The organism is Pseudomonas sp. R3-41, from assembly GCF_054161485.1.
Window position 1 is genome coordinate 6,772,386 of record NZ_CP096421.1, and the last position, 23,057, is coordinate 6,795,442.

The 23,057-nt window shown below is 57.6% G+C and carries 17 protein-coding genes, 2 tRNA genes and 4 rRNA genes; 11 read left to right on the forward strand and 12 right to left on the reverse strand.

What is annotated here, in order from left to right:
• Positions 1 to 141: 141 nt before the first annotated feature.
• The 9 genes from M1D99_RS29200 to M1D99_RS29240 form a co-directional block, all read right to left on the reverse strand.
• Positions 142 to 777: an NADH:ubiquinone oxidoreductase subunit N gene (locus tag M1D99_RS29200; RefSeq protein WP_434573205.1), complete on the reverse strand. Its 636-nt coding sequence runs from the start codon at positions 775 to 777 to the stop codon at positions 142 to 144.
• A 177-nt stretch (positions 778 to 954) separates the two neighbouring features.
• Positions 955 to 1,070: ribosomal RNA gene (rrf, locus tag M1D99_RS29205) — 5S ribosomal RNA — on the reverse strand.
• Between the two features lie 106 nt (positions 1,071 to 1,176).
• A 5S ribosomal RNA gene (gene rrf, locus M1D99_RS29210) occupies positions 1,177 to 1,292 on the reverse strand.
• 157 nt (positions 1,293 to 1,449) lie between these two features.
• A 23S ribosomal RNA gene (locus M1D99_RS29215) occupies positions 1,450 to 4,341 on the reverse strand.
• A 242-nt stretch (positions 4,342 to 4,583) separates the two neighbouring features.
• Positions 4,584 to 4,659, reverse strand: a tRNA-Ala gene (locus M1D99_RS29220).
• A gap of 10 nt (positions 4,660 to 4,669) precedes the next feature.
• A tRNA-Ile gene (locus M1D99_RS29225) sits at positions 4,670 to 4,746 on the reverse strand.
• A 123-nt stretch (positions 4,747 to 4,869) separates the two neighbouring features.
• A 16S ribosomal RNA gene (locus tag M1D99_RS29230) occupies positions 4,870 to 6,406 on the reverse strand.
• The 16S, 23S and 5S rRNA genes sit together here with 2 tRNA genes alongside, the layout of an rRNA operon.
• A gap of 628 nt (positions 6,407 to 7,034) precedes the next feature.
• A complete protein-coding gene (locus tag M1D99_RS29235) occupies positions 7,035 to 8,255 on the reverse strand; it encodes a CaiB/BaiF CoA transferase family protein (RefSeq protein WP_434573207.1) in 1,221 nt (406 codons plus the stop codon).
• 13 nt (positions 8,256 to 8,268) lie between these two features.
• On the reverse strand, positions 8,269 to 9,450 hold the full coding sequence (locus M1D99_RS29240) for an acyl-CoA dehydrogenase (RefSeq protein ID WP_458131200.1): 1,182 nt from the start codon (positions 9,448 to 9,450) through the stop codon (positions 8,269 to 8,271).
• A 156-nt stretch (positions 9,451 to 9,606) separates the two neighbouring features.
• Between M1D99_RS29240 and M1D99_RS29245 the strand changes: the two genes are divergently transcribed.
• The 10 genes from M1D99_RS29245 to M1D99_RS29290 all read left to right on the forward strand — a co-directional run bounded on the left by M1D99_RS29245 (position 9,607) and on the right by M1D99_RS29290 (position 19,442).
• A complete protein-coding gene (locus tag M1D99_RS29245; RefSeq protein WP_186730262.1) occupies positions 9,607 to 10,503 on the forward strand; it encodes a LysR family transcriptional regulator in 897 nt (298 codons plus the stop codon).
• 434 nt (positions 10,504 to 10,937) lie between these two features.
• A complete protein-coding gene (locus M1D99_RS29250) occupies positions 10,938 to 12,059 on the forward strand; it encodes a Re/Si-specific NAD(P)(+) transhydrogenase subunit alpha (protein ID WP_186708188.1) in 1,122 nt (373 codons plus the stop codon).
• Positions 12,060 to 12,074: 15 nt separating this feature from the next.
• Positions 12,075 to 12,398, forward strand: coding sequence for an NAD(P) transhydrogenase subunit alpha part 2 (locus tag M1D99_RS29255; RefSeq protein WP_003187010.1), 324 nt, complete (start codon positions 12,075 to 12,077; stop codon positions 12,396 to 12,398).
• Entirely contained in the window at positions 12,398 to 13,834 is a 1,437-nt protein-coding gene (locus M1D99_RS29260; RefSeq protein WP_186708190.1) for an NAD(P)(+) transhydrogenase (Re/Si-specific) subunit beta, read from the forward strand. Before M1D99_RS29255 ends, M1D99_RS29260 begins: the two co-directional genes overlap by 1 nt.
• Positions 13,835 to 14,035: 201 nt before the next feature.
• On the forward strand, positions 14,036 to 15,529 hold the full coding sequence (locus M1D99_RS29265; RefSeq protein WP_434573213.1) for an acetyl-CoA hydrolase/transferase family protein: 1,494 nt from the start codon (positions 14,036 to 14,038) through the stop codon (positions 15,527 to 15,529).
• 319 nt (positions 15,530 to 15,848) lie between these two features.
• A complete protein-coding gene (locus tag M1D99_RS29270) occupies positions 15,849 to 16,064 on the forward strand; it encodes a DUF1127 domain-containing protein (protein WP_003187014.1) in 216 nt (71 codons plus the stop codon).
• Between the two features lie 339 nt (positions 16,065 to 16,403).
• On the forward strand, positions 16,404 to 16,721 hold the full coding sequence (locus M1D99_RS29275; RefSeq protein ID WP_186708194.1) for a DUF2388 domain-containing protein: 318 nt from the start codon (positions 16,404 to 16,406) through the stop codon (positions 16,719 to 16,721).
• 106 nt (positions 16,722 to 16,827) lie between these two features.
• The gene (locus tag M1D99_RS29280) at positions 16,828 to 17,136 is read left to right on the forward strand and encodes a DUF2388 domain-containing protein (RefSeq protein WP_186708196.1); all 309 of its coding nucleotides are present in this window, start codon (positions 16,828 to 16,830) and stop codon (positions 17,134 to 17,136) included.
• Positions 17,137 to 17,163: 27 nt separating this feature from the next.
• Entirely contained in the window at positions 17,164 to 17,484 is a 321-nt protein-coding gene (locus tag M1D99_RS29285) for a DUF2388 domain-containing protein (RefSeq protein WP_186708198.1), read from the forward strand.
• Between the two features lie 17 nt (positions 17,485 to 17,501).
• Complete coding sequence (locus tag M1D99_RS29290) at positions 17,502 to 19,442, forward strand: DUF7844 domain-containing protein (RefSeq protein ID WP_458131201.1); 1,941 nt, start codon at positions 17,502 to 17,504, stop codon at positions 19,440 to 19,442.
• Between the two features lie 226 nt (positions 19,443 to 19,668).
• Here the strand turns inward: M1D99_RS29290 and trpA are convergent, their stop codons facing one another.
• The gene (gene trpA / locus M1D99_RS29295) at positions 19,669 to 20,481 is read right to left on the reverse strand and encodes a tryptophan synthase subunit alpha (protein ID WP_186708202.1); all 813 of its coding nucleotides are present in this window, start codon (positions 20,479 to 20,481) and stop codon (positions 19,669 to 19,671) included.
• The gene (gene trpB / locus M1D99_RS29300) at positions 20,481 to 21,713 is read right to left on the reverse strand and encodes a tryptophan synthase subunit beta (RefSeq protein WP_072411224.1); all 1,233 of its coding nucleotides are present in this window, start codon (positions 21,711 to 21,713) and stop codon (positions 20,481 to 20,483) included. Before trpB ends, trpA begins: the two co-directional genes overlap by 1 nt.
• Before the next feature lie 112 nt (positions 21,714 to 21,825).
• On the opposite strand from trpB, the gene M1D99_RS29305 reads away from it, so the two are divergent.
• Positions 21,826 to 22,743 (forward strand): LysR family transcriptional regulator, encoded by a 918-nt coding sequence (locus tag M1D99_RS29305; RefSeq protein ID WP_458131202.1) that lies wholly within the window; start codon positions 21,826 to 21,828, stop codon positions 22,741 to 22,743.
• Here M1D99_RS29305 and M1D99_RS29310 read toward each other — a convergent pair.
• Positions 22,716 to 23,042, reverse strand: coding sequence for a DUF883 family protein (locus M1D99_RS29310; RefSeq protein WP_053127069.1), 327 nt, complete (start codon positions 23,040 to 23,042; stop codon positions 22,716 to 22,718). The two genes, M1D99_RS29305 and M1D99_RS29310, sit on opposite strands and share 28 nt — an antisense overlap.
• Positions 23,043 to 23,057 lie beyond the last annotated feature (15 nt).

Sequence of the window (23,057 nt, forward strand, 5' to 3'; positions counted from 1 at the left end):
TATCCATGGTTGAAGAAGCCGTCGTCTTCCCTGACCCGCGAAGGGTGTGGCTCGACGCCGTAAAGAGGAGGGGAGATTACCATCAGGCACCCTTGCGGGCCCAATGTTTATAGGGGCAAAAACGTTTTCTTGAGAGGTGGTCTACGAATATTGGACTTCGATCTCGTCGAGCTGATGATCGAAAGTCTTGAGCCGGGCCGTCCAAGTGTACACCAGCACTTCAAAATCGCGATTGATCACCGCCGCACCCGATGACTCTGCGCGTGAATCGCAAAAGTCCAGTTGATAGCGCTCCCTGGCCATGGCGCTAGCCACGTCACACAATTCACGGGCGTTGTTGAGCCAGTGCCAACCTTCTTGGGTGACTTGCTTGTCCAGGGCTGCGCATTGGGTTTTCAGGGCCTCCAGGCTTTTCTCCAGCGGGGTGCCGGTGAGCTCGCCCATGACTTCCTGGAAAGTGCGGCCTGGCTGCCAATAGCTGCCCCAGAAATAACGGTCAAACACCGTTTCGACACGGCGCAGCGCCACTTTGGTGTCCCAAATCAGCACCAGGGTCTTGCCTTGCTCGAGGTGTTTTTTCTTGATGCGTTGGCCCTGAAGCGATGCCCAGGCCACGATTGCAATGGATATCACGCCAATCAACGCCGCAGCGCTATCGAGGAACAAGAGCGCCTTGTCGATCTGGTGAGTGAGCATGACGCCATAGAAATAAGTGGCTGAAAGCAGCAGCAATGCCGCAGTCGCACACCAAAAGCCGGGAGCATAAGGGTTTTTCATTATTGGAATCCCCATGACCAGTGACCGTCGCGGGCTTTTGGGTCGCCAAAGCCCGACTACAACAGCATAGCAACGGCATTGGGGGTTTGCCGGGGCATCAGAGGCTCGATCCGATTACCGGCCCAAAAACGACAAAACCCCTGTCTGCATCAGCAGACAGGGGTCCTGGGAATTCAATCTTGACGATGACCTACTCTCACATGGGGAAACCCCACACTACCATCGGCGATGCATCGTTTCACTGCTGAGTTCGGGATGGGATCAGGTGGTTCCAATGCTCTATGGTCGTCAAGAAATTCGGTGTCCAACCCGTTCAACAGCAACGTGTCGGTAAAATCGATGACTCTTACTAAAACAAAACCCCTACCTGCATCAGCAGATAGGGGTTTCGGAATTTAATCTTGACGATGACCTACTCTCACATGGGGAAACCCCACACTACCATCGGCGATGCATCGTTTCACTGCTGAGTTCGGGATGGGATCAGGTGGTTCCAATGCTCTATTGTCGTCAAGAAATTCGGGTACCGAGTCGTGGCCTGATGGCCGCGCTTCAGCAAATTGGGTATGTGATAGCTTTCGGTGTTTTGTGAAATTCGAACTTTCGGTTCGTTTCGTCTTCACACACCGCAATCTGGCGCTCTTTCGAGTCAGCAAATTGCTTGGGTGTTATATGGTCAAGCCTCACGGGCAATTAGTACAGGTTAGCTCAACGCCTCACAGCGCTTACACACCCTGCCTATCAACGTCGTAGTCTTCGACGGCCCTTCAGGGGACTCAAGGTCCCAGTGAGATCTCATCTTGAGGCAAGTTTCCCGCTTAGATGCTTTCAGCGGTTATCTTTCCCGAACATAGCTACCCGGCAATGCCACTGGCGTGACAACCGGAACACCAGAGGTTCGTCCACTCCGGTCCTCTCGTACTAGGAGCAGCCCCTCTCAAATCTCAAACGTCCACGGCAGATAGGGACCGAACTGTCTCACGACGTTCTAAACCCAGCTCGCGTACCACTTTAAATGGCGAACAGCCATACCCTTGGGACCGGCTTCAGCCCCAGGATGTGATGAGCCGACATCGAGGTGCCAAACACCGCCGTCGATATGAACTCTTGGGCGGTATCAGCCTGTTATCCCCGGAGTACCTTTTATCCGTTGAGCGATGGCCCTTCCATACAGAACCACCGGATCACTAAGACCTACTTTCGTACCTGCTCGACGTGTCTGTCTCGCAGTCAAGCGCGCTTTTGCCTTTATACTCTACGACCGATTTCCGACCGGTCTGAGCGCACCTTCGTACTCCTCCGTTACTCTTTAGGAGGAGACCGCCCCAGTCAAACTACCCACCATACACTGTCCTCGATCCGGATAACGGACCTGAGTTAGAACCTCAAAGTTGCCAGGGTGGTATTTCAAGGATGGCTCCACGCAGACTGGCGTCCACGCTTCAAAGCCTCCCACCTATCCTACACAAGCAAATTCAAAGTCCAGTGCAAAGCTATAGTAAAGGTTCACGGGGTCTTTCCGTCTAGCCGCGGATACACTGCATCTTCACAGCGATTTCAATTTCACTGAGTCTCGGGTGGAGACAGCGCCGCCATCGTTACGCCATTCGTGCAGGTCGGAACTTACCCGACAAGGAATTTCGCTACCTTAGGACCGTTATAGTTACGGCCGCCGTTTACCGGGGCTTCGATCAAGAGCTTCGCGTTAGCTAACCCCATCAATTAACCTTCCGGCACCGGGCAGGCGTCACACCCTATACGTCCACTTTCGTGTTTGCAGAGTGCTGTGTTTTTAATAAACAGTCGCAGCGGCCTGGTATCTTCGACCGGCGTGGGCTTACGCAGCAAGTGCTTCACCCTCACCGGCGCACCTTCTCCCGAAGTTACGGTGCCATTTTGCCTAGTTCCTTCACCCGAGTTCTCTCAAGCGCCTTGGTATTCTCTACCCAACCACCTGTGTCGGTTTGGGGTACGGTTCCTGGTTACCTGAAGCTTAGAAGCTTTTCTTGGAAGCATGGCATCAACCACTTCGTCACCCAAAGGGTAACTCGTCATCAGCTCTCGGCCTTGGAATCCCGGATTTACCTAAGATTCCAGCCTACCACCTTAAACTTGGACAACCAACGCCAAGCTGGCCTAGCCTTCTCCGTCCCTCCATCGCAATAACCAGAAGTACAGGAATATTAACCTGTTTTCCATCGACTACGCTTTTCAGCCTCGCCTTAGGGACCGACTAACCCTGCGTCGATTAACGTTGCGCAGGAAACCTTGGTCTTTCGGCGTGGGTGTTTTTCACACCCATTGTCGTTACTCATGTCAGCATTCGCACTTCTGATACCTCCAGCAAGCTTCTCAACTCACCTTCACAGGCTTACAGAACGCTCCTCTACCGCATCACTTACGTGATACCCGTAGCTTCGGTGTATGGTTTGAGCCCCGTTACATCTTCCGCGCAGGCCGACTCGACTAGTGAGCTATTACGCTTTCTTTAAAGGGTGGCTGCTTCTAAGCCAACCTCCTAGCTGTCTAAGCCTTCCCACATCGTTTCCCACTTAACCATAACTTTGGGACCTTAGCTGACGGTCTGGGTTGTTTCCCTTTTCACGACGGACGTTAGCACCCGCCGTGTGTCTCCCATGCTCGGCACTTGTAGGTATTCGGAGTTTGCATCGGTTTGGTAAGTCGGGATGACCCCCTAGCCGAAACAGTGCTCTACCCCCTACAGTGATACATGAGGCGCTACCTAAATAGCTTTCGAGGAGAACCAGCTATCTCCGAGCTTGATTAGCCTTTCACTCCGATCCACAGGTCATCCGCTAACTTTTCAACGGTAGTCGGTTCGGTCCTCCAGTTAGTGTTACCCAACCTTCAACCTGCCCATGGATAGATCGCCCGGTTTCGGGTCTATTCCCAGCGACTAGACGCCCTATTAAGACTCGCTTTCGCTACGCCTCCCCTATTCGGTTAAGCTCGCCACTGAAAATAAGTCGCTGACCCATTATACAAAAGGTACGCAGTCACCCAACAAAGTGGGCTCCCACTGCTTGTACGCATACGGTTTCAGGATCTATTTCACTCCCCTCTCCGGGGTTCTTTTCGCCTTTCCCTCACGGTACTAGTTCACTATCGGTCAGTCAGTAGTATTTAGCCTTGGAGGATGGTCCCCCCATATTCAGACAAAGTTTCTCGTGCTCCGTCCTACTCGATTTCACTTCTAAGATCCTTTCGCGTACAGGGCTATCACCCACTATGGCCGCACTTTCCAGAGCGTTCCGCTAAAATCAAAGAAGCTTAAGGGCTAGTCCCCGTTCGCTCGCCACTACTAAGGGAATCTCGGTTGATTTCTTTTCCTCAGGGTACTTAGATGTTTCAGTTCCCCTGGTTCGCCTCTTGCACCTATGTATTCAGTACAAGATAACCATCTTATGATGGCTGGGTTCCCCCATTCAGACATCTCCGGATCAAAGTCTGTTTGCCGACTCCCCGAAGCTTTTCGCAGGCTACCACGTCTTTCATCGCCTCTGACTGCCAAGGCATCCACCGTATGCGCTTCTTCACTTGACCATATAACCCCAAGCAATCTGGTTATACTGTGAAGACGACATTCGCCGAAAATTCGAATTTCTCAACTAAGAGAACTCACAAATTTTACCTTAGCCTGATCCGTTACCAGTGAAAGTAACGTTCAGTCTATCTTTCTATCACATACCCAAATTTTTAAAGAACGATCTAATCAAAAGACTAGAAATCAACATTCACCATCACCTTGATGGAATGCTCATTTCTAAGCTTTCAGAAGCAGTTTATGGTGGAGCCAAGCGGGATCGAACCGCTGACCTCCTGCGTGCAAGGCAGGCGCTCTCCCAGCTGAGCTATGGCCCCATAACAAAATTGGTGGGTCTGGGCAGATTCGAACTGCCGACCTCACCCTTATCAGGGGTGCGCTCTAACCAACTGAGCTACAGACCCAATTTCGAGCTTGTAACTGTTAGCTGTGAGCTATCAGCTTGGAGCTTAAAGCTGCTTCTATCGTCTTCTTCAATGAATCAAGCAATTCGTGTGGGAGCTCATGAAGCAGCTGCGGTCGTCGATTAAGGAGGTGATCCAGCCGCAGGTTCCCCTACGGCTACCTTGTTACGACTTCACCCCAGTCATGAATCACACCGTGGTAACCGTCCTCCCGAAGGTTAGACTAGCTACTTCTGGTGCAACCCACTCCCATGGTGTGACGGGCGGTGTGTACAAGGCCCGGGAACGTATTCACCGCGACATTCTGATTCGCGATTACTAGCGATTCCGACTTCACGCAGTCGAGTTGCAGACTGCGATCCGGACTACGATCGGTTTTGTGGGATTAGCTCCACCTCGCGGCTTGGCAACCCTCTGTACCGACCATTGTAGCACGTGTGTAGCCCAGGCCGTAAGGGCCATGATGACTTGACGTCATCCCCACCTTCCTCCGGTTTGTCACCGGCAGTCTCCTTAGAGTGCCCACCATAACGTGCTGGTAACTAAGGACAAGGGTTGCGCTCGTTACGGGACTTAACCCAACATCTCACGACACGAGCTGACGACAGCCATGCAGCACCTGTCTCAATGTTCCCGAAGGCACCAATCCATCTCTGGAAAGTTCATTGGATGTCAAGGCCTGGTAAGGTTCTTCGCGTTGCTTCGAATTAAACCACATGCTCCACCGCTTGTGCGGGCCCCCGTCAATTCATTTGAGTTTTAACCTTGCGGCCGTACTCCCCAGGCGGTCAACTTAATGCGTTAGCTGCGCCACTAAGAGCTCAAGGCTCCCAACGGCTAGTTGACATCGTTTACGGCGTGGACTACCAGGGTATCTAATCCTGTTTGCTCCCCACGCTTTCGCACCTCAGTGTCAGTATCAGTCCAGGTGGTCGCCTTCGCCACTGGTGTTCCTTCCTATATCTACGCATTTCACCGCTACACAGGAAATTCCACCACCCTCTACCATACTCTAGCTCGACAGTTTTGAATGCAGTTCCCAGGTTGAGCCCGGGGCTTTCACATCCAACTTAACGAACCACCTACGCGCGCTTTACGCCCAGTAATTCCGATTAACGCTTGCACCCTCTGTATTACCGCGGCTGCTGGCACAGAGTTAGCCGGTGCTTATTCTGTCGGTAACGTCAAAACACTAACGTATTAGGTTAATGCCCTTCCTCCCAACTTAAAGTGCTTTACAATCCGAAGACCTTCTTCACACACGCGGCATGGCTGGATCAGGCTTTCGCCCATTGTCCAATATTCCCCACTGCTGCCTCCCGTAGGAGTCTGGACCGTGTCTCAGTTCCAGTGTGACTGATCATCCTCTCAGACCAGTTACGGATCGTCGCCTTGGTGAGCCATTACCCCACCAACTAGCTAATCCGACCTAGGCTCATCTGATAGCGCAAGGCCCGAAGGTCCCCTGCTTTCTCCCGTAGGACGTATGCGGTATTAGCGTCCGTTTCCGAGCGTTATCCCCCACTACCAGGCAGATTCCTAGGCATTACTCACCCGTCCGCCGCTCTCAAGAGGTGCAAGCACCTCTCTACCGCTCGACTTGCATGTGTTAGGCCTGCCGCCAGCGTTCAATCTGAGCCATGATCAAACTCTTCAGTTCAAACATCTTTGGGTTTTGAGAAAACCCTAAACTTGGCTCAGCAATCGTTGGTTACATCTTTGATTTCTCGCGGAGTAACTTGTGATGCTGATAATCTGTTGACTAGCAGTCTGACTCCACAAGCACCCACACGAATTGCTTGATTCAGTTGTTAAAGAGCGGTTGGCTGAGCCTTTCGTCTCAACCGAGGCGCGCATTCTACAGCGCCCCGTGCATCTGTCAAGCGGTTATTTTAAGAAGTTTTCAAAGTTTCGCTTCGGAAACATCAACAACTTCAACCACTTGCGCTTCCGATCTCTCGTTAGCGGGAGGCGAATTCTACAGCGTTACTCGCTGCTGTCAACACCTCTTTTTCACCGCTTTCGACCGAGAAGATCGAACCGCCGATAGAGCCAAACATCACCGCTCTATCTGCTCCTTCCAAGCTTCGATGAACTGAAGCCCTGCATCTTCGAAACCTACTTAACTCATTGAATCTTAAGGAGTTTTCCGTTTCGACTGCGCCGGAAGTGGGGCGAATTATAGACTTCCAGAATCTGCCGTCAACCCCTAATTTCGCTTTTCTATCAATAAGTTGCGCAGCACCGGAAATCCCCCTTTAAAAACCCCTCTATATAGAAGAGAACGCTCAAAGAACCCCAGCCTGCCTGAATGCCGCCACTGCCGCTTCATCCAACCCCAACACTCGCTGCAATACCTCCAGCGTATGCTCCCCTAATAAAGGGGGCGCATTGCGATACTCCACCGGCGTCTCGGACAGTCGAATCGGGCTGGCCACCTGCGGCACGCTACCGGCCAATAGATGAGGCAATTCCATTGCCAATCCACGCGCTTGCACCTGAGGGTCGGCAAACACTTGGGCAAGGTCGTTGATTGGCCCGCACGGTACACCTGCCTGCTCCAACTGGACCACCCACTCAGCGGTGGTCTTGAACACCGTGGCCTGGCGGATCAACGGAATCAATACCGCACGGTTTGCGACCCGCAGCTTGTTCGTGGCAAAACGCGGATCATCAGCCCACTGCGGCTGCCCGGCCACCTCAGCGAACTTGCGGAACTGGCCGTCATTACCCACAGTAAGGATGAAGTCGCCGTCAGCCGTAGGAAAATCCTGATAAGGCACGATGTTCGGATGAGCATTGCCCAGCCGCTTCGGCGCATTGCCCGTAGTCAGGTAGTTCATCGCCTGGTTAGCCAGGCAAGCCACTTGGACATCCAGCAAGGCCATGTCGATGTGCTGCCCTGCGCCGGCATGATCCCGATGAGCCAGCGCCGCCAAAATGGCAGCCGTCGAGTACAACCCCGTGAGGATATCCGTCAGCGCAACCCCCACCTTCACCGGCCCCGCGCCCTCATCCCCCTCTGGGCGGCCGGTCAAGCTCATCAAGCCCCCCAGCCCCTGGATCATGAAGTCATACCCGGCGCGCTTGGCATAAGGGCCGGTCTGTCCGAACCCGGTGATCGAGCAGTAGATCAATTGCGGATTGATCGCCTTCAGCGAGTCATAGTCCAGGCCATACGCGGCCAGGCCGCCCACCTTGAAATTCTCGATCAGGATATCGGACTTGGCCGCCAGCTCCCGCACCAGCCGCTGACCCTCTGGCCGCGTAAAATCGATGGTCACCGACTGCTTGTTGCGATTGGCCGACAGATAATAGGCAGCTTCGGTCGTGTTCTCGCCTCTGGCATCCTTCAGGAAGGGCGGCCCCCAGGCGCGCGTATCGTCACCATTGCCGGGACGCTCGACCTTGATGACGTCAGCCCCCAGGTCCGCCAGGATCTGTCCGGCCCACGGCCCGGCCAAGACCCTCGATAAATCCAATACCCGCAGATGCGAAAGCGCGCCCATGACCGTTCTCCTATTAATAGAACGCCTGGATACCGGTTTGCGCACGCCCCAGGATCAGCGCATGAACGTCGTGCGTGCCTTCGTAGGTGTTCACGACTTCCAGGTTCACGAGATGACGAGCGATACCGAATTCATCGGAAATACCGTTGCCGCCCAGCATGTCCCGCGCCATCCGAGCAATATCCAAGGACTTGCCGCAGGAGTTTCGCTTCATGATCGAGGTAATCTCGACTGCCGCCGTGCCCTCATCTTTCATACGCCCCAAACGCAGGCACCCCTGCAGCGCAAGCGTGATTTCAGTCTGCATGTCGGCCAGTTTCTTCTGGATCAACTGATTGGCCGCGAGCGGACGACCGAACTGCTGGCGATCCAGCGTGTACTGGCGAGCGGTGTGCCAGCAGAATTCAGCGGCTCCCAAAGCGCCCCAGGAGATCCCGTAGCGCGCTGAGTTCAGGCAAGTAAACGGGCCCTTCAGGCCACGGACATCGGGGAAAATGTTCTCTTCCGGGACGAATACATTGTCCATGACGATTTCGCCGGTGATCGAAGCGCGCAGCCCGACCTTGCCATGGATCGCCGGCGCGCTCAGCCCCTTCCAGCCTTTTTCAAGAACGAAACCGCGGATATCGCCAGCATCGTCCCTGCCCCAGACGACAAAGACATCAGCGATCGGACTGTTGGTGATCCACATCTTGCTGCCCGTCAGGCTGTAGCCACCTTCCACTTTGCGTGCACGAGTAATCATCGCGCCTGGGTCTGACCCATGGTTCGGCTCGGTCAGACCAAAGCAGCCGATCCATTCGCCAGACGCCAGCTTCGGCAAATACTTCTGCTTTTGTGCTTCAGTCCCGAATTCATTGATCGGCACCATGACCAGCGAGGACTGCACACTCATCATCGAGCGATAACCGGAGTCGACGCGCTCCACTTCGCGAGCGATCAGGCCGTAGCTGACGTAGTTCAGCCCGCTGCCGCCGTACTGCTCAGGAATGGTTGCCCCCAGCAGGCCCACCTCACCCATCTCGCGGAAAATCGCCGGGTCGGTTTTCTCATGGCGGAACGCCTCCAGCACTCGCGGTGCCAGTTTCTGCTGGGCGAACTGCTCGGCAGTGTCGCGAATCATGCGTTCTTCTTCGGTGAGCTGCTGATCCAGCAACAATGGATCGATCCAGTTGAAGCTCGCTTTGCCGGCCATGAAAGAGTCCTCGCCAATTAAATGAAAATCGTGGATTGATCCTAGGCGCGGTTTCCTACAAGGGCAAACGAGGATTACGCACTATGCTGTGCTAATTTCTCACTCCGTAATCGCCGTAAACCCTGTTTAAGCAGCTATTGAGTGAGGCATACGTACATGCGCCGCAAAATCCCCAGTACCGCCGCCCTGGTCAGTTTCGAGGCTGCCGCACGCCATGAAAGCTTCACCAAGGCGGCACAGGAGCTTTCCCTCACGCAAGGCGCTATCTGCCGACAGATCGCCAGCCTGGAGGATTTCCTCAGCGTCGAGCTTTTCCGACGCTCGCGCCGTGGGGTCAAACTGACCGAAGCGGGTCTTTCCTACAGCCGCCGGGTTGCCACCCAACTGGATGCCGTCGAGCGCGACACACTTTCCGTGATGGGGCACACCGGCGCGAACGTGATTGAACTGGCCGTGGTTCCGACCTTCGGCACCCAATGGCTGCTGCCACGTCTCAAGGACTTCCAGCAGCAGCATCCGGAAGTCACCGTCAACCTGACCAACCGCACACGCCCCTTTCTCTTTGCGGACACAGAGTTTGACGCCGCCATCTACTTTGGCGACGCGGACTGGTCCGGTACCGAATCCCACAAGCTGATGGGCGAAAATCCGATGCCGGTATGCAGCCCTGCCTTACTGGGTGACCGGAAGAGCCTGACACCGGAGGCCATTGCCGATTTGCCCTTGCTCCAGCAGACCACTCGCCCGTATGCGTGGCGCCAGTGGTTCAACGCTCAGAACCTGAACATCGCACGAGACCTGACAGGCCCTCGTTATGAACTATTCTCCATGCTCGCCCAAGCGGCCATGCACGACATGGGCGTTGCGCTGATTCCGCCCTTTTTGATTCAGCGCGAGCTTGCAGAGCAACGTTTGGTCGTGGCCAACCGTAACGCACTGTCGAGCATCAAGGCCTACTACCTGATGATTCCAGAGCGAAAGGTCGAATCTGCCTCTCTTCGAGCTTTTCGTGATTGGCTGGTGAAACAAGCCACGAGCTATCACCTTGATTAATAAGGGAAAGCAAAAATCCTACTTAGGTAGTCAACTAACAAAAGTCGCTACAGATATAAGTTTATGTCGCATTCAGTCAATCTGTTATGAAACCCGTGCAGTAGTCTCCAAAGCGTCTAAATACATGGCTTAGAGCCATATCGCGCAGCGCATCAGCGCTTATTCATCTGGCCGATGGGAAGAATTGTCAATTTGAACCTAAATCCTTGGAAAGCACGGCCCACAAGGGCTGCCGATCGATAATTGCGACATTCGGTCACAGGGTGACTTGTAGTTAATTTTCCGTCACCCGTCATAATCCCTTGAAGGGCTGAATTTTCGCCTGCAAAATGCCGCGCCCCGCCTGGTTTGGCGGGATCGTGCTGATCGGCCGCCCCAGCCGCACCATCCGAAGTGCCTGGGTTTACTCAATAAGATCACGCAGGAGATTTGACGTGCACATTGGTGTTCCCCTCGAAACCCAAACGGGTGAAACACGGGTTGCTGCTACCCCGGAAACCATCAAGAAGTTGATCGGCCAAGGCCATAAAGTCACTGTCCAAAGCGGCGCCGGTATCAAGGCCAGCGTTATCGACAGTGCCTATGAGGCAGCGGGCGCAACCATTGGCAGCGCCAGTGATGCATTCGGGGCCGAGCTGATCCTCAAGGTGGTCGCTCCCAGCGACAGCGAACTGACACTGATCAAGAGCGGCACCGTTCTGGTGGGCATGCTCAATCCGTTCAACAACGAAACCATCGCCAAGCTGGCCGAACGCGGCATTACCGCTTTCGCCCTTGAGGCCGCGCCACGTACGTCCCGCGCCCAGAGCCTGGATGTGCTGTCGTCTCAAGCGAACATTGCCGGCTACAAAGCGGTGCTGCTGGCCGCTCATTACTATCCGCGCTTCATGCCGATGCTGATGACTGCCGCCGGGACCGTGAAAGCGGCGCGGGTATTGATCCTTGGCGCCGGCGTGGCGGGGCTGCAGGCAATTGCCACGGCCAAGCGTCTCGGAGCGGTGATCGAGGCATCGGACGTGCGTCCTGCGGTGAAGGAGCAAATCGAATCCCTCGGCGCCAAGTTCGTCGACGTGCCTTACGAGACCGACGAAGAGCGTGAATGCGCGGTCGGCGTCGGCGGTTATGCCCGGCCCATGCCGGCCAGCTGGATGCAGCGCCAGGCCCAGGCGGTGCATGAGCGCGCCAAGCAGGCCGACATCGTCATCACCACCGCATTGATTCCGGGCCGCAAGGCACCGACCTTGCTGAGTGCTGAAACCGTCGCGCAGATGAAACCCGGCTCGGTGGTCATCGACCTCGCGGCAGCCCAGGGTGGCAACTGTCCGCTGACCGTGGCTGATCAGGTGGTGATCGAGAACGGCGTCACCATCGCCGGCCCGACCAACCTGGCCGGCGAAGTCGCGGCCGATGCTTCGGCGCTGTACGCCCGTAACCTGCTGGACTTCCTGAAGCTGGTCTTCACCAAGGAAGGTCAGTTCGACGTGAACCTGGAAGACGACATTGTCGCCGCGTGCCTGATGTGCCGCGACGGCCAGGTCATCCGCAAAAACGCCTAAGCAGGGATTCAGACAATGGAAGAGCTCATCTCCCCCGGTATCTACAACCTGATCATCTTTGTGCTGGCCATTTATGTCGGTTATCACGTGGTCTGGAACGTAACGCCCGCGCTGCACACGCCATTGATGGCGGTGACCAACGCCATTTCGGCGATCGTGATCGTCGGCGCCATGCTCGCTGCAGCGCTGACCGTAACGCCGCTGGGCAAGACCATGGGCACCCTCGCCGTGGCCCTGGCCGCGGTGAACGTGTTCGGTGGCTTCCTGGTGACGCGCCGCATGCTTGAGATGTTCAAGAAAAAAGCCCCGAAAGCCGTAAAAGAAGAGGCGCCCAAGTAATGAGCATGAACCTGGTAACGACGCTCTACCTGATCGCGTCCATCTGCTTTATCCAGGCCCTCAAAGGCCTGTCGCACCCCACCACCTCCCGCCGCGGCAACCTGTTCGGCATGCTCGGGATGGCGTTGGCGGTGCTCACCACCGTGGGTCTCATCTATAAACTAGGTGCCGAGTTGGCAACCGCCGGCATTGGCTACGTCATCGTCGGCCTGTTGGTCGGCGGTACTGCTGGCTCGATCATGGCCAAGCGCGTCGAGATGACCAAGATGCCGGAACTGGTGGCTTTCATGCACAGCATGATCGGCCTGGCGGCGGTGTTCATTGCCATCGCGGCGGTCGTCGAGCCGCAATCGCTGGGCATCGTCAAGCAGTTGGGGGATTCGATTCCGGCGGGTAACCGTCTGGAGCTGTTCCTCGGCGCCGCCATCGGTGCAATCACCTTCTCCGGCTCGGTGATCGCGTTCGGCAAGCTCTCGGGCAAGTACAAGTTCCGCCTGTTCCAGGGCGCACCGGTACAGTTTGGTGGCCAGCACAAGCTCAACCTGATTCTGGGCCTGGCAACGCTGGGCCTGGGCCTGACCTTCATGTTTACCGGCAACCTCGGCGCGTTCGCCCTGATGCTGGCCCTGGCGTTTGTCCTGGGTGTACTGATCATCATCCCGATCGGCGGCGCGGACATGCCGGTGGTGGTCTCGATGCTCAACAGCTACTCCGGTTGGGCAGCGGCGGGTATCGGCTTCTCGCTGAACAACTCGATGCTGATCATTGCCGGTTCGCTGGTGGGTTCGAGCGGTGCGATTCTCTCGTACATCATGTGCAAGGCGATGAACCGTTCGTTCTTCAACGTGCTGCTCGGCGGTTTCGGCAACACCGCGGATGCTGCTGGCCCGGCAGGCTCGAAGGAGGCCCGTCCAGTGAAATCCGGCTCGGCTGACGACGCAACCTTCCTGCTGACCAACGCCGACACGGTGATCATCGTTCCAGGCTACGGCCTGGCGGTGGCCCGGGCGCAACACGCGCTGAAAGAGCTGACCGAGAAGCTGACCCACCATGGCGTGACCGTTAAATACGCGATCCACCCGGTGGCCGGTCGCATGCCAGGGCACATGAACGTCCTGCTGGCCGAGGCCGAAGTGCCTTACGACCAGGTGTTCGAGATGGAGGATATCAACTCCGAGTTCGGTCAGGCCGACGTGGTGCTGGTACTGGGCGCCAACGACGTGGTCAACCCAGCGGCGAAGAACGATCCGAAATCGCCGATTGCCGGCATGCCGATCCTCGAAGCCTTCAAGGCGAAGACCATCATTGTCAACAAGCGCTCCATGGCCAGCGGCTATGCCGGCCTGGACAACGAGCTGTTCTACCTCGACAAGACCATGATGGTGTTCGGTGACGCCAAGAAGGTCATCGAGGATATGGTCAAAGCCGTGGAATAACCCCATCGCTGTTTCACTCAAAAACGCCCCGACTTGTCGGGGCGTTTTGATTTGTATCAAGGCAAAATATTACCGATCCGGTAATGATGTTTTGCCTGAAACGCCCGTAATAGACGCCTAAAATGCGACCTTTGTAGCGGGTCGGGCACAGCGCTAATTCACTAGACTGCGCATCTTGCCTTCCAGCCCGAGATAACCCCTATGTACCGTGATCGCATCCGCCTGCCTTCGTTATTGAACAAAGTGATGAGCGCTGCCGAAGCAGCCTTGTTTATTCAGGACGGCATGACTGTCGGCATGAGCGGTTTTACCCGCGCTGGAGAAGCGAAAGCAGTGCCCCACGCCCTGGCTGAGCGCGCCAAGGTCACGCCGTTGAAAATCAGCCTGATGACCGGCGCGAGCCTGGGCAACGACCTCGACAAGGAGCTCACCGAAGCCGGTGTACTTGCACGACGCATGCCGTTCCAGGTCGACAGCACGCTGCGCAAGGCGATCAACGCGGGCGAGGTGATGTTCATCGACCAGCATCTCTCGGAAACCGTCGAACAACTGCGCAACGGCCAGCTCAAGCTGCCTGATATTGCCGTGATCGAAGCAGTAGCCATCACCGAGCAAGGGCATATCGTACCGACCACGTCGGTGGGCAACTCGGCCAGTTTCGCCATCTTCGCCCGGCAAGTGATCATCGAGATCAACCTGGCCCACAACCCGAACCTGGAAGGGCTGCACGACATTTATATCCCGACCTATCGCCCTACCCGCACGCCGATTCCCCTGGTGAAAGTCGACGACCGCATTGGCAGTCCCGCGATCCCGATCCCGCCGGAAAAAATTGCGGCCATTGTCATTACCAACCAGGGGGACTCGCCTTCGACCGTCGCGCCACCCGACAGCGACACCCAGGCCATTGCCGATCACATGATCGACTTCTTCAAGCAGGAAGTCGCGGCTGGACGCATGACCAATAAGCTCGGGCCGTTGCAGGCCGGAATTGGCAACATCGCCAACGCCGTGATGTGCGGACTGATCGATTCCCCGTTCGAAGACCTGACCATGTATTCCGAGGTCCTGCAGGATTCGACATTTGACTTGATCGACGCCGGCAAGCTGAGTTTCGCCTCTGGCAGCTCGATCACCCTGTCGGGTCGACGCAATGCCGACGTCTTCGGGAACCTGGAGAAGTACAAGGACAGACTGGTCCTGCGCCCCCAGGAAATTTCCAACCATCCCGAAGTGGTGCGCCGCCTGGGCATCATTGGTATCAACACCGCGCTGGAGTTCGACCTGTACGGCAACGTCAACTCCACCCATGTCTGCGGCACGCGGATGATGAACGGCATCGGCGGTTCGGGGGACTTCGCCCGTAACGCCCACCTGGCGATCTTCGTTACCAAGTCGATTGCCAAGGGCGGCGCCATTTCCAGTGTCGTGCCAATGGTCAGCCATGTAGACCATACCGAACATGACGTTGACATCCTGGTGACCGAGATCGGCCTGGCCGACCTGCGGGGCCTGGCGCCGAGGGAGCGGGCACGCGTGATCATCGACAATTGCGTGCACCCTTCCTATCGCCAGGCCTTGAATGACTATTTCGACGCCGCGTGCGCCTTGGGCGGGCATACCCCGCATATCCTGCGCGATGCACTGAGTTGGCACCTGAACCTGGAAGAAACCGGGCGCATGTTGGCCGTCTGATACAGCTCGATCACCGTTACCGCAAATACAGTTTTGGTTGCAGCCTGCCATTCGCTTCCATTGCGTCAAAAACTGTACTGCTGTACCGGTGTTTTCCTACAGTCTTTTCCCTCAAAACTGCCAGCAATGCATAAAATTGCACCAATAACGTGCAGACAGGTACAGTTGCTTCAATATCGACCAGTACACCGCTCTTTAACAGTTAACTGGTCTCTCACAATACAGGTGAACTGTATCTAGAGAGACTGGCCAAACGAGAGGATCATGGGCACCAGTTAAACCACTACCTAATCCCGCCACAAGCGGAAGGATGTCAACCATGGAACGTACACTCAGTTCCGAGCTGTTTTTCGAAGACAAAGCTGAAAAAAACCAGGCTTCCCTGCCTCTTCGCGTTATCGCCAACCTGATGTTGTGGCAGCGCCGCATCGCCAGCCGTCACCAACTGGCTCGTCTGGATTCGCGCCTGCTGGCTGATGCCGGTATCAGCGAAGCACAACGCTACGAAGAGCTGAGCAAGCCGTTCTGGCGCTAACTCAGCGTCGCTGGCCCTGACCCACCGGGTCCACTGCCAGCACCGAATTGAACAAACAAGACCCGTCGCGGATAACCGCGACGGGTCTTGTCGTTTCCGGGCCCCGATTTTTAGGGATGTCCGGAGGAAAATAACAGTTCCCATAAAAACAAAAACATACCAGTACAGTTATGCTTGAACCGTAACAACTCCATGCAAGCGTCCTACAGTGACTCGCAAGGGCTGTCAGCCAACGCGTTCCTGTCCTAATATCGAGGCGAACGTGGCGAAGCGAGTCGAACATGCGTCTCCTCTTCCAGCTACACGCACCGGCATCACCCTCATTCAAGGAGTTTCATCATGATCCGTCTTCGCCTGCTCAGCGCAGCTGCTCTCCTGGCCGTAGCCGCCCATTCCAACGCCAGCAGCTTCATTGTGACCACTGACTCCCTCGTCGGAGCGCTCAAAGCCACGTCCGACGTGACTTCCGATGCAACCTCGTCATTGCGTGACAACAAAATCGTTCAAGCCGCCCGTGACGACGCTGCCAGCTTCGTAGCCAGCGAAGGCGCCATCCGTGGTGTGAAACTGGAAAGTGCCCTGGATTACATCCGCCAACAGGCACCGCAACTCAACGCCACCGATGCGCAGCTGGCCCAGGCCATCCTGGTGATCTGATGCAACATGAAACATCGGGCGCCAATTGGTGTTCCGATGTTTCAGCACTGGCTCTGGCCCGCAGGTTTGCGCTAGCCTTCAGGCTCGCCATCAACCGTCGAGTCCCATGCGTTTTTACTCAGATCTGTTCATCGCGTCTTTCTTCGTCGTTTCTTGCTGGTCCGTGCCGGCCCATGCCTTCGATGTGTCTACCCAGCAAGTAGTGGTCAGCGGCTATGCCACGAGCATGGTGACGTCCGCGCCCTTCGACCATAAACTGATCGTCGCCGCTCGTGATGACGCTGCGGCCTTCATTGCCAGCGACGGGCAGTTGCGAGGTGCACAACTGGAATCGGCCCTGGACTACCTGCGCCGGACCCAGCCAAAACTTCATGCCAGCGACCTTGAACTGGCACAAGCAATTCTCGTCCAATAGTTATCCTTATTTTTCCGGAGTCGTTCCATGCGTAGCCCGCTGATTGCTGCCGCCCTCGGCCTGTTGGTTTTGGCCGATGTGGCCCAGGCACAAACCCTGGTAGCCACCAGTAACATCATCGTTCGCGCCTCCCAGCGCACGATCGATTTCACCTCCGACACCACCACGTCCATCCGTGATTCGAAAATCGTCCGCGAAGCCCATGACGATGCGGCCAGTTTTGTCGCCAGCAATGGTGAAATTCGTGGTGCTCATCTCGAGGCCGCCTTCGACACCTTGCGCACCCGCGTGCCGGAAGCCCGGGATGCCAGTGACCAGGTTCTCGCCGAAGCCATCCTCGCATTGTGAGGCGGTTCGCCGCCTGGATGGCGGCCGGGGTCTTGCTGCTCACCGCCAGCATGGCCCAGGCCGGCCTGCAACTGCACCTCAACGTCGAAGGACTGAGCCCGGCGCAACAGCAGGCCAGCCAGGCGCTGCTCGATGAAGCCATGCAGGCCCTGCCGCCGCGCTTCATCGAGCGACTGGACCGACGCATCAATGTCGGCTGGACCGACCAGATGCCCGCCAATGCCTACGGCCAGGCCTCGTTGGTGTCGCAACTGGACCTCAACAGCAACCTGCTCGACAGCCTTGTCGACGGTAGCGCCGCGACGCAAAAGACCCAGCGCCCCCACGGCACCGTCCGCCGGGAAATGCTCGCCACGGTCTTGCATGAACTGACCCACATCTACGACCGCTCGCGCCTATGGCCAGACGCCGAACGCACGCTGATCCAGCGTTGCACTCGACGCAACGGCAGCGCCGGGCTGATCGGCCTCCCCGATGAATGCCGGGGCCAGAACGACCGCCGCTTCACCCTCAGCGATGATCCGCGCTTGCTGGACCTCGCCGGCTGGCCGCAATACGTCGGCCGTCGCGGCGCGCGGGAACAGCACAACCGCCAGGTCGCCCGCAGCCCGGACCTCTATGAAACGAGCAGCCCCAAGGAATTCGTCGCGGTCAACATGGAGTACTTTCTCCTCGACCCGAGCTACGCCTGCCGACGCCCGGCCCTGTATCGCTATTACCGGGAACACTTCGGCTGGGCGCCTGCCGCCAAGGATACCTGCGCCCAATCGTTCGCCTTCCTCAACGCTGGAAACGACTTCGCCAAGACACCCCTGGGCAAGGTCGATCCAGAGCGGGTCTATGCCATTGATTACCTGCTGGCCGAGGCCAATCAGAACTGGGTAAGCCGCTGGGGCCACAGCATGCTCCGGCTGGTGATCTGCGCACCGGGCCGGCCACGCGGTCCAGACTGCCGGCTGGATCTGGACCAACACTTGGTGCTGTCCTACCGCGCCTTCGTGGGCGATGTGCAGTTGTCGAGTTGGGACGGGCTGGTCGGCAAATACCCCTCGCGCCTGTTCGTATTGCCGTTGGCCCAGGTGATCGATGAATACACCAAGACCGAGCTACGCAGCCTGGCATCGGTGCCGCTGAACCTGTCGCGCACCGAAATCGAGGAGACGGTCGAGCACGCCGCCGAAATGCACTGGAGCTATGACGGCAACTATTACTTCCTGTCCAATAACTGCGCCGTGGAGAGCCTGAAACTGCTGCGCAGCGGCAGCAACAACAAGCAGCTCAACGGTCTGGATAGCATCATGCCCAACGGCCTGCTGGAAGTGCTCAAGGGTCGGGGCCTGGCAGATACCAGCGTGCTGGATGACCCCAAGGAAGCCTTGCGCCTGGGCTACCACTTCGACTCATTCCGCGAGCGGTACCAGGCCATGTTCGATGTGCTGAAGAAATATCTGCCGATCAAGCAACAGACGGTGGAAGACTGGCTGGCCCTGGACGCCGCCGAACGCCGCGTCTGGTTCGACCAGGCGGACCTGCGCACCAGCGCGGCGTTGTTGCTGCTGGAGCAGGCCAGTTATCGTCGGCAGTTGTTGTTGGCGCAGGATGAAGTCAAACAGCGCTACCTCGGAGCCCGTGAGTTGCAGAACGGTGGCATGGAAAGGGCTAACGCGACGCTGCAGCAGATCCTCGCCAATAGCGGTTTCCTCAGCCGCCCGGCCGAACTGCTGGGCAGCAGCGGCTACGGCTTGCCGCAACCCAGCGAGTGGCAACGCCTGGAATCGGAAAGCAGTTTGCGGCAAAAGCAACTGCAAACACTGACAGGCGATCTGGACAAGGAAGTCCGGGCCTTGCTCGAACCGAGCCGCGCGGCTGAAATTGCTGCAAGCGAGGCCAATGTGAAGGAGATCGGCGAGCATTTGCGCGAACTGCACAAGGCCGGGGGCGGGTTGGAGTTGCCCTGACGAACAGGGTCGTCATTGTGGCGAGGGAGCTTGCTCCCGCTCGGCTGCGAAGCAGTCGTAAACCAGCCAATGCGCCCTCTCTGAAAGAATTGCATGAACCTGTTTGGGGCCGCTTCGCGACCCAGCGGGAGCAAGCTCCCTCGCCACAAGAGCAATCCCGGCGCAATAAAAAAGGGTTCAGAACCTAGTTCTGAACCCTTTTTTTGGCTCAGCGCCGAACCAGGAATCAGCCGAGACGCGCCTTGCGCACACCATCAGCCAGGGCCGCACACAAGCTCAACACGCCATCGATCGCCTGTTCCGATGTGTCGGCGCTGGCAATATGGTCGATCAGCGCCGAGCCGACCACCACCCCGTCGGCCAGCCGTGCGATGGCCGCCGCCTGCTCCGGTGTACGAATACCGAAACCAATGCTGATGGGCAGATCGGTATGGCGGCGCAGGCGCGCCACGGCTTCTTCCACATGCTCCAGCGTCGCGGCGCCGGCGCCAGTCACGCCCGCGACCGACACGTAGTACACAAAGCCCGAACTGCCGTTGAGCACCGTCGGCAACCGCACATCGTCAGTGGTCGGCGTGGTCAGGCGGATGAAATCCAGGCCAGCAGCCTGGGCCGGTTCGCACAGTTCGCTGTTGTGCTCGGGCGGCATGTCCACGACGATCAGGCCATCCACGCCAGCGTCCAGCGCCTCGCCAATGAAACGCTGCACGCCATAACGGTGGATCGGGTTGAAGTAGCCCATCAACACCAGCGGTGTCTCAGTGTTGTCTTTGCGGAACTCACGAACCATCTGCAGGGTTTTCGCAAGGTTCTGCTGGGCCCCCAGGGCGCGAATGTTCGCCAATTGGATCGCCGGGCCGTCAGCCATCGGGTCGGTGAATGGCATGCCCAACTCGATCACGTCGGCACCCGCCGCCGGCAGGCCCTTGAGGATCGCCAGCGACGTGTCGTAGTCCGGGTCGCCCGCCGTGACGAAAGTCACCAGGGCGGCGCGGTTCTGTTCCTTGAGTTCGGCAAAACGGGTTTGCAGGCGGCTCATCAGTGTTTCTCCTGCTGGGACTGTTCCATGTGGTGCATCACGGTTTGCATGTCTTTGTCGCCACGACCGGACAGGTTGACCACCATCAGGTGATCTTTCGGCAGGTTGGGTGCGCGCTTGAACACTTCGGCCAGGGCATGGGCGCTTTCCAGTGCAGGAATGATCCCTTCCAGGCGACAGCATTTGTGGAAGGCTTCGAGGGCTTCGGCGTCAGTGACCGAGGTGTACTGGACGCGGCCAATGTCGTGCAACCAGGCATGTTCCGGGCCGATACCGGGGTAGTCGAGCCCCGCGGAAATCGAATGGGCGTCGATGATCTGGCCGTCGTCGTCCTGCAACAGGAAGGTGCGGTTGCCGTGCAGTACGCCGGGGACGCCGCCGTTCAGGCTCGCCGCGTGCTTACCGGTCTCGATGCCATAGCCTGCGGCTTCGACGCCGATGATTTCGACACTCTTGTCGTCCAGGAACGGGTGGAACAGGCCCATGGCGTTGGAGCCGCCACCGATGCACGCCACCAGGCTATCCGGCAGGCGACCTTCCTGGGCTTGCAGCTGATCGCGGGTTTCCTTGCCGATCACCGCTTGGAAGTCACGCACCATCGCAGGATAAGGATGCGGGCCCGCCACGGTGCCGATCAGGTAGAACGTGCTGTCGACGTTGGTGACCCAGTCGCGCAGGGCCTCGTTCATGGCGTCCTTCAGGGTGCCGGTGCCGGCGACCACCGGAATGACTTCCGCCCCGAGCAGCTTCATGCGGAACACGTTGGCCTGCTGGCGCTCGATGTCGGTGGTGCCCATGTAGATCACGCAATCCAGGCCGAAACGCGCGGCCACGGTGGCGGTGGCCACGCCGTGCATACCCGCGCCGGTCTCGGCGATGATGCGTTTCTTGCCCATGCGCCGCGCCAGCAGGATCTGGCCGATGCAGTTGTTGATCTTGTGCGCGCCGGTGTGGTTCAGCTCTTCACGCTTGAGGTAGATCTTGGCGCCACCGCAATATTCGGTCAGGCGCTCGGCGAAGTAGAGCGGGCTCGGACGACCGACATAGTCACGCTGGAAGTAGGCCAGTTCCTCAATGAAGGCCGGATCTTCCTTCGCCACTTCGTACTCACGGGCCAGATCAAGAATCAGCGGCATCAAGGTCTCGGCCACATAACGGCCGCCGAATGCGCCGAACAGGCCGTTGGCATCAGGGCCGCTGCGCAGGTTGAAAGAGGTCGTAGGCTGGGTCATCGGGCGCTCCAGGCAAATGCGTTGAAAGACAATGAGGTTCACTCTACCCCTGACATCCCTCAGTGAAAACCGATAAGATCGCCGCAACCTGTCAGGAAAACTCACAAATAAAATGAGCCACGACCTGCCCCCCCTCAACGCCTTGCGCGCCTTCGAGGCCACCGCCCGCCTGAACAGCGTAAGCCAGGCGGCCGAACAGCTGCACGTCACTCATGGCGCTGTAAGTCGACAGTTGAAGGTGTTGGAAGAGCATCTGGGCATCAGCTTGTTCATCAAGGACGGGCGCGGCCTTAAACTCACAGATGCCGGCGTGCGCCTGCGGGACGCCAGCACCGATGCGTTCGAGCGTTTACGCGGTGTTTGCGCGGAGCTGACACAACGTACGGCAGACGCCCCGTTTGTACTGGGCTGCTCGGGAAGCCTGCTGGCGCGTTGGTTTATTCCTCGCCTGGGCAGGCTCAATGCTGACCTGCCGGATTTGCGCTTGCACCTGTCCGCCGGCGAAGGCGACCTGGACCCCAGGCGACCGGGATTAGACGCCTTGTTGGTATTCGCCGAGCCACCCTGGCCGGCCGACATGCAGGTGTACGAACTGGTGAGCGAACGGATCGGTCCCGTGATGAGCCCGCACTACGCCGGATTCGCTCGGTTGCAGGGTGCACCAGCCAGCGGGCTGCTCGATGAACCGTTGCTGCACACCACCTCGCGTCCACAGGCTTGGCCGGCCTGGGCACGGCAAAACGACCTTGAACCCCAGGCATTGAAGTTCGGGCAAGGATTCGAGCATTTATATTATTTACTGGAAGCCGCCGTGGCGGGGTTAGGCGTGGCGATCGCGCCCGAACCGCTGGTGGCCGAGGACGTTCGCGCCGGTCGCCTGGTCGCGCCGTGGGGCTTTGATGAAACCGCGGCGCGACTGGCGTTGTGGCTACCCAAGCGCGCCGCGGACGGGCGCGCTCGACAATTGGCCCAATGGCTCAGGCATGAGCTGGGCCAACCGGTTCAGTCACCGCGTTTGCACAGCAGGTAAGCAGCCAGCAAACCCAGCGCACCGACCGCGACACCGGCCGTGGTCCATGGGTGTTCCTGCGCGTAATCTCGCGTGGCGATCCCGGTCTCACGGGTTTTCACCTTGACCTCTTCATAGGCGTCGCTGAGCAGATGGCGAGAATGTTTCAGCGCGTTTTCGGCATTGGCCTTGAGCGACTTGAGGGTTTTACGCGACTCGTCCGAAGCGTCATCCTTCAGACTTTCCAACGACTTGAGCAGACTTTCGATCTCCGCTTCCATGCTTTGCAACGAGGCTTTGCGTAACGAAGTGCTGGCCATGGTGGCTCTCCTGCA

Coding starts and splice junctions, on each gene's coding strand:
- M1D99_RS29200 (WP_434573205.1), bottom strand. CDS start 777: ATGAAAAACCCTTATGCTCCCGGCTTTTGGTGTGCGACTGCGGCATTG.
- M1D99_RS29235 (WP_434573207.1), bottom strand. CDS start 8,255: ATGGGCGCGCTTTCGCATCTGCGGGTATTGGATTTATCGAGGGTCTTG.
- M1D99_RS29240 (WP_458131200.1), bottom strand. CDS start 9,450: ATGGCCGGCAAAGCGAGCTTCAACTGGATCGATCCATTGTTGCTGGAT.
- M1D99_RS29245 (WP_186730262.1), top strand. CDS start 9,607: ATGCGCCGCAAAATCCCCAGTACCGCCGCCCTGGTCAGTTTCGAGGCT.
- M1D99_RS29255 (WP_003187010.1), top strand. CDS start 12,075: ATGGAAGAGCTCATCTCCCCCGGTATCTACAACCTGATCATCTTTGTG.
- M1D99_RS29260 (WP_186708190.1), top strand. CDS start 12,398: ATGAGCATGAACCTGGTAACGACGCTCTACCTGATCGCGTCCATCTGC.
- M1D99_RS29265 (WP_434573213.1), top strand. CDS start 14,036: ATGTACCGTGATCGCATCCGCCTGCCTTCGTTATTGAACAAAGTGATG.
- M1D99_RS29270 (WP_003187014.1), top strand. CDS start 15,849: ATGGAACGTACACTCAGTTCCGAGCTGTTTTTCGAAGACAAAGCTGAA.
- M1D99_RS29275 (WP_186708194.1), top strand. CDS start 16,404: ATGATCCGTCTTCGCCTGCTCAGCGCAGCTGCTCTCCTGGCCGTAGCC.
- M1D99_RS29280 (WP_186708196.1), top strand. CDS start 16,828: ATGCGTTTTTACTCAGATCTGTTCATCGCGTCTTTCTTCGTCGTTTCT.
- M1D99_RS29285 (WP_186708198.1), top strand. CDS start 17,164: ATGCGTAGCCCGCTGATTGCTGCCGCCCTCGGCCTGTTGGTTTTGGCC.
- M1D99_RS29290 (WP_458131201.1), top strand. CDS start 17,502: ATGGCGGCCGGGGTCTTGCTGCTCACCGCCAGCATGGCCCAGGCCGGC.
- trpA (WP_186708202.1), bottom strand. CDS start 20,481: ATGAGCCGCCTGCAAACCCGTTTTGCCGAACTCAAGGAACAGAACCGC.
- trpB (WP_072411224.1), bottom strand. CDS start 21,713: ATGACCCAGCCTACGACCTCTTTCAACCTGCGCAGCGGCCCTGATGCC.
- M1D99_RS29305 (WP_458131202.1), top strand. CDS start 21,826: ATGAGCCACGACCTGCCCCCCCTCAACGCCTTGCGCGCCTTCGAGGCC.
- M1D99_RS29310 (WP_053127069.1), bottom strand. CDS start 23,042: ATGGCCAGCACTTCGTTACGCAAAGCCTCGTTGCAAAGCATGGAAGCG.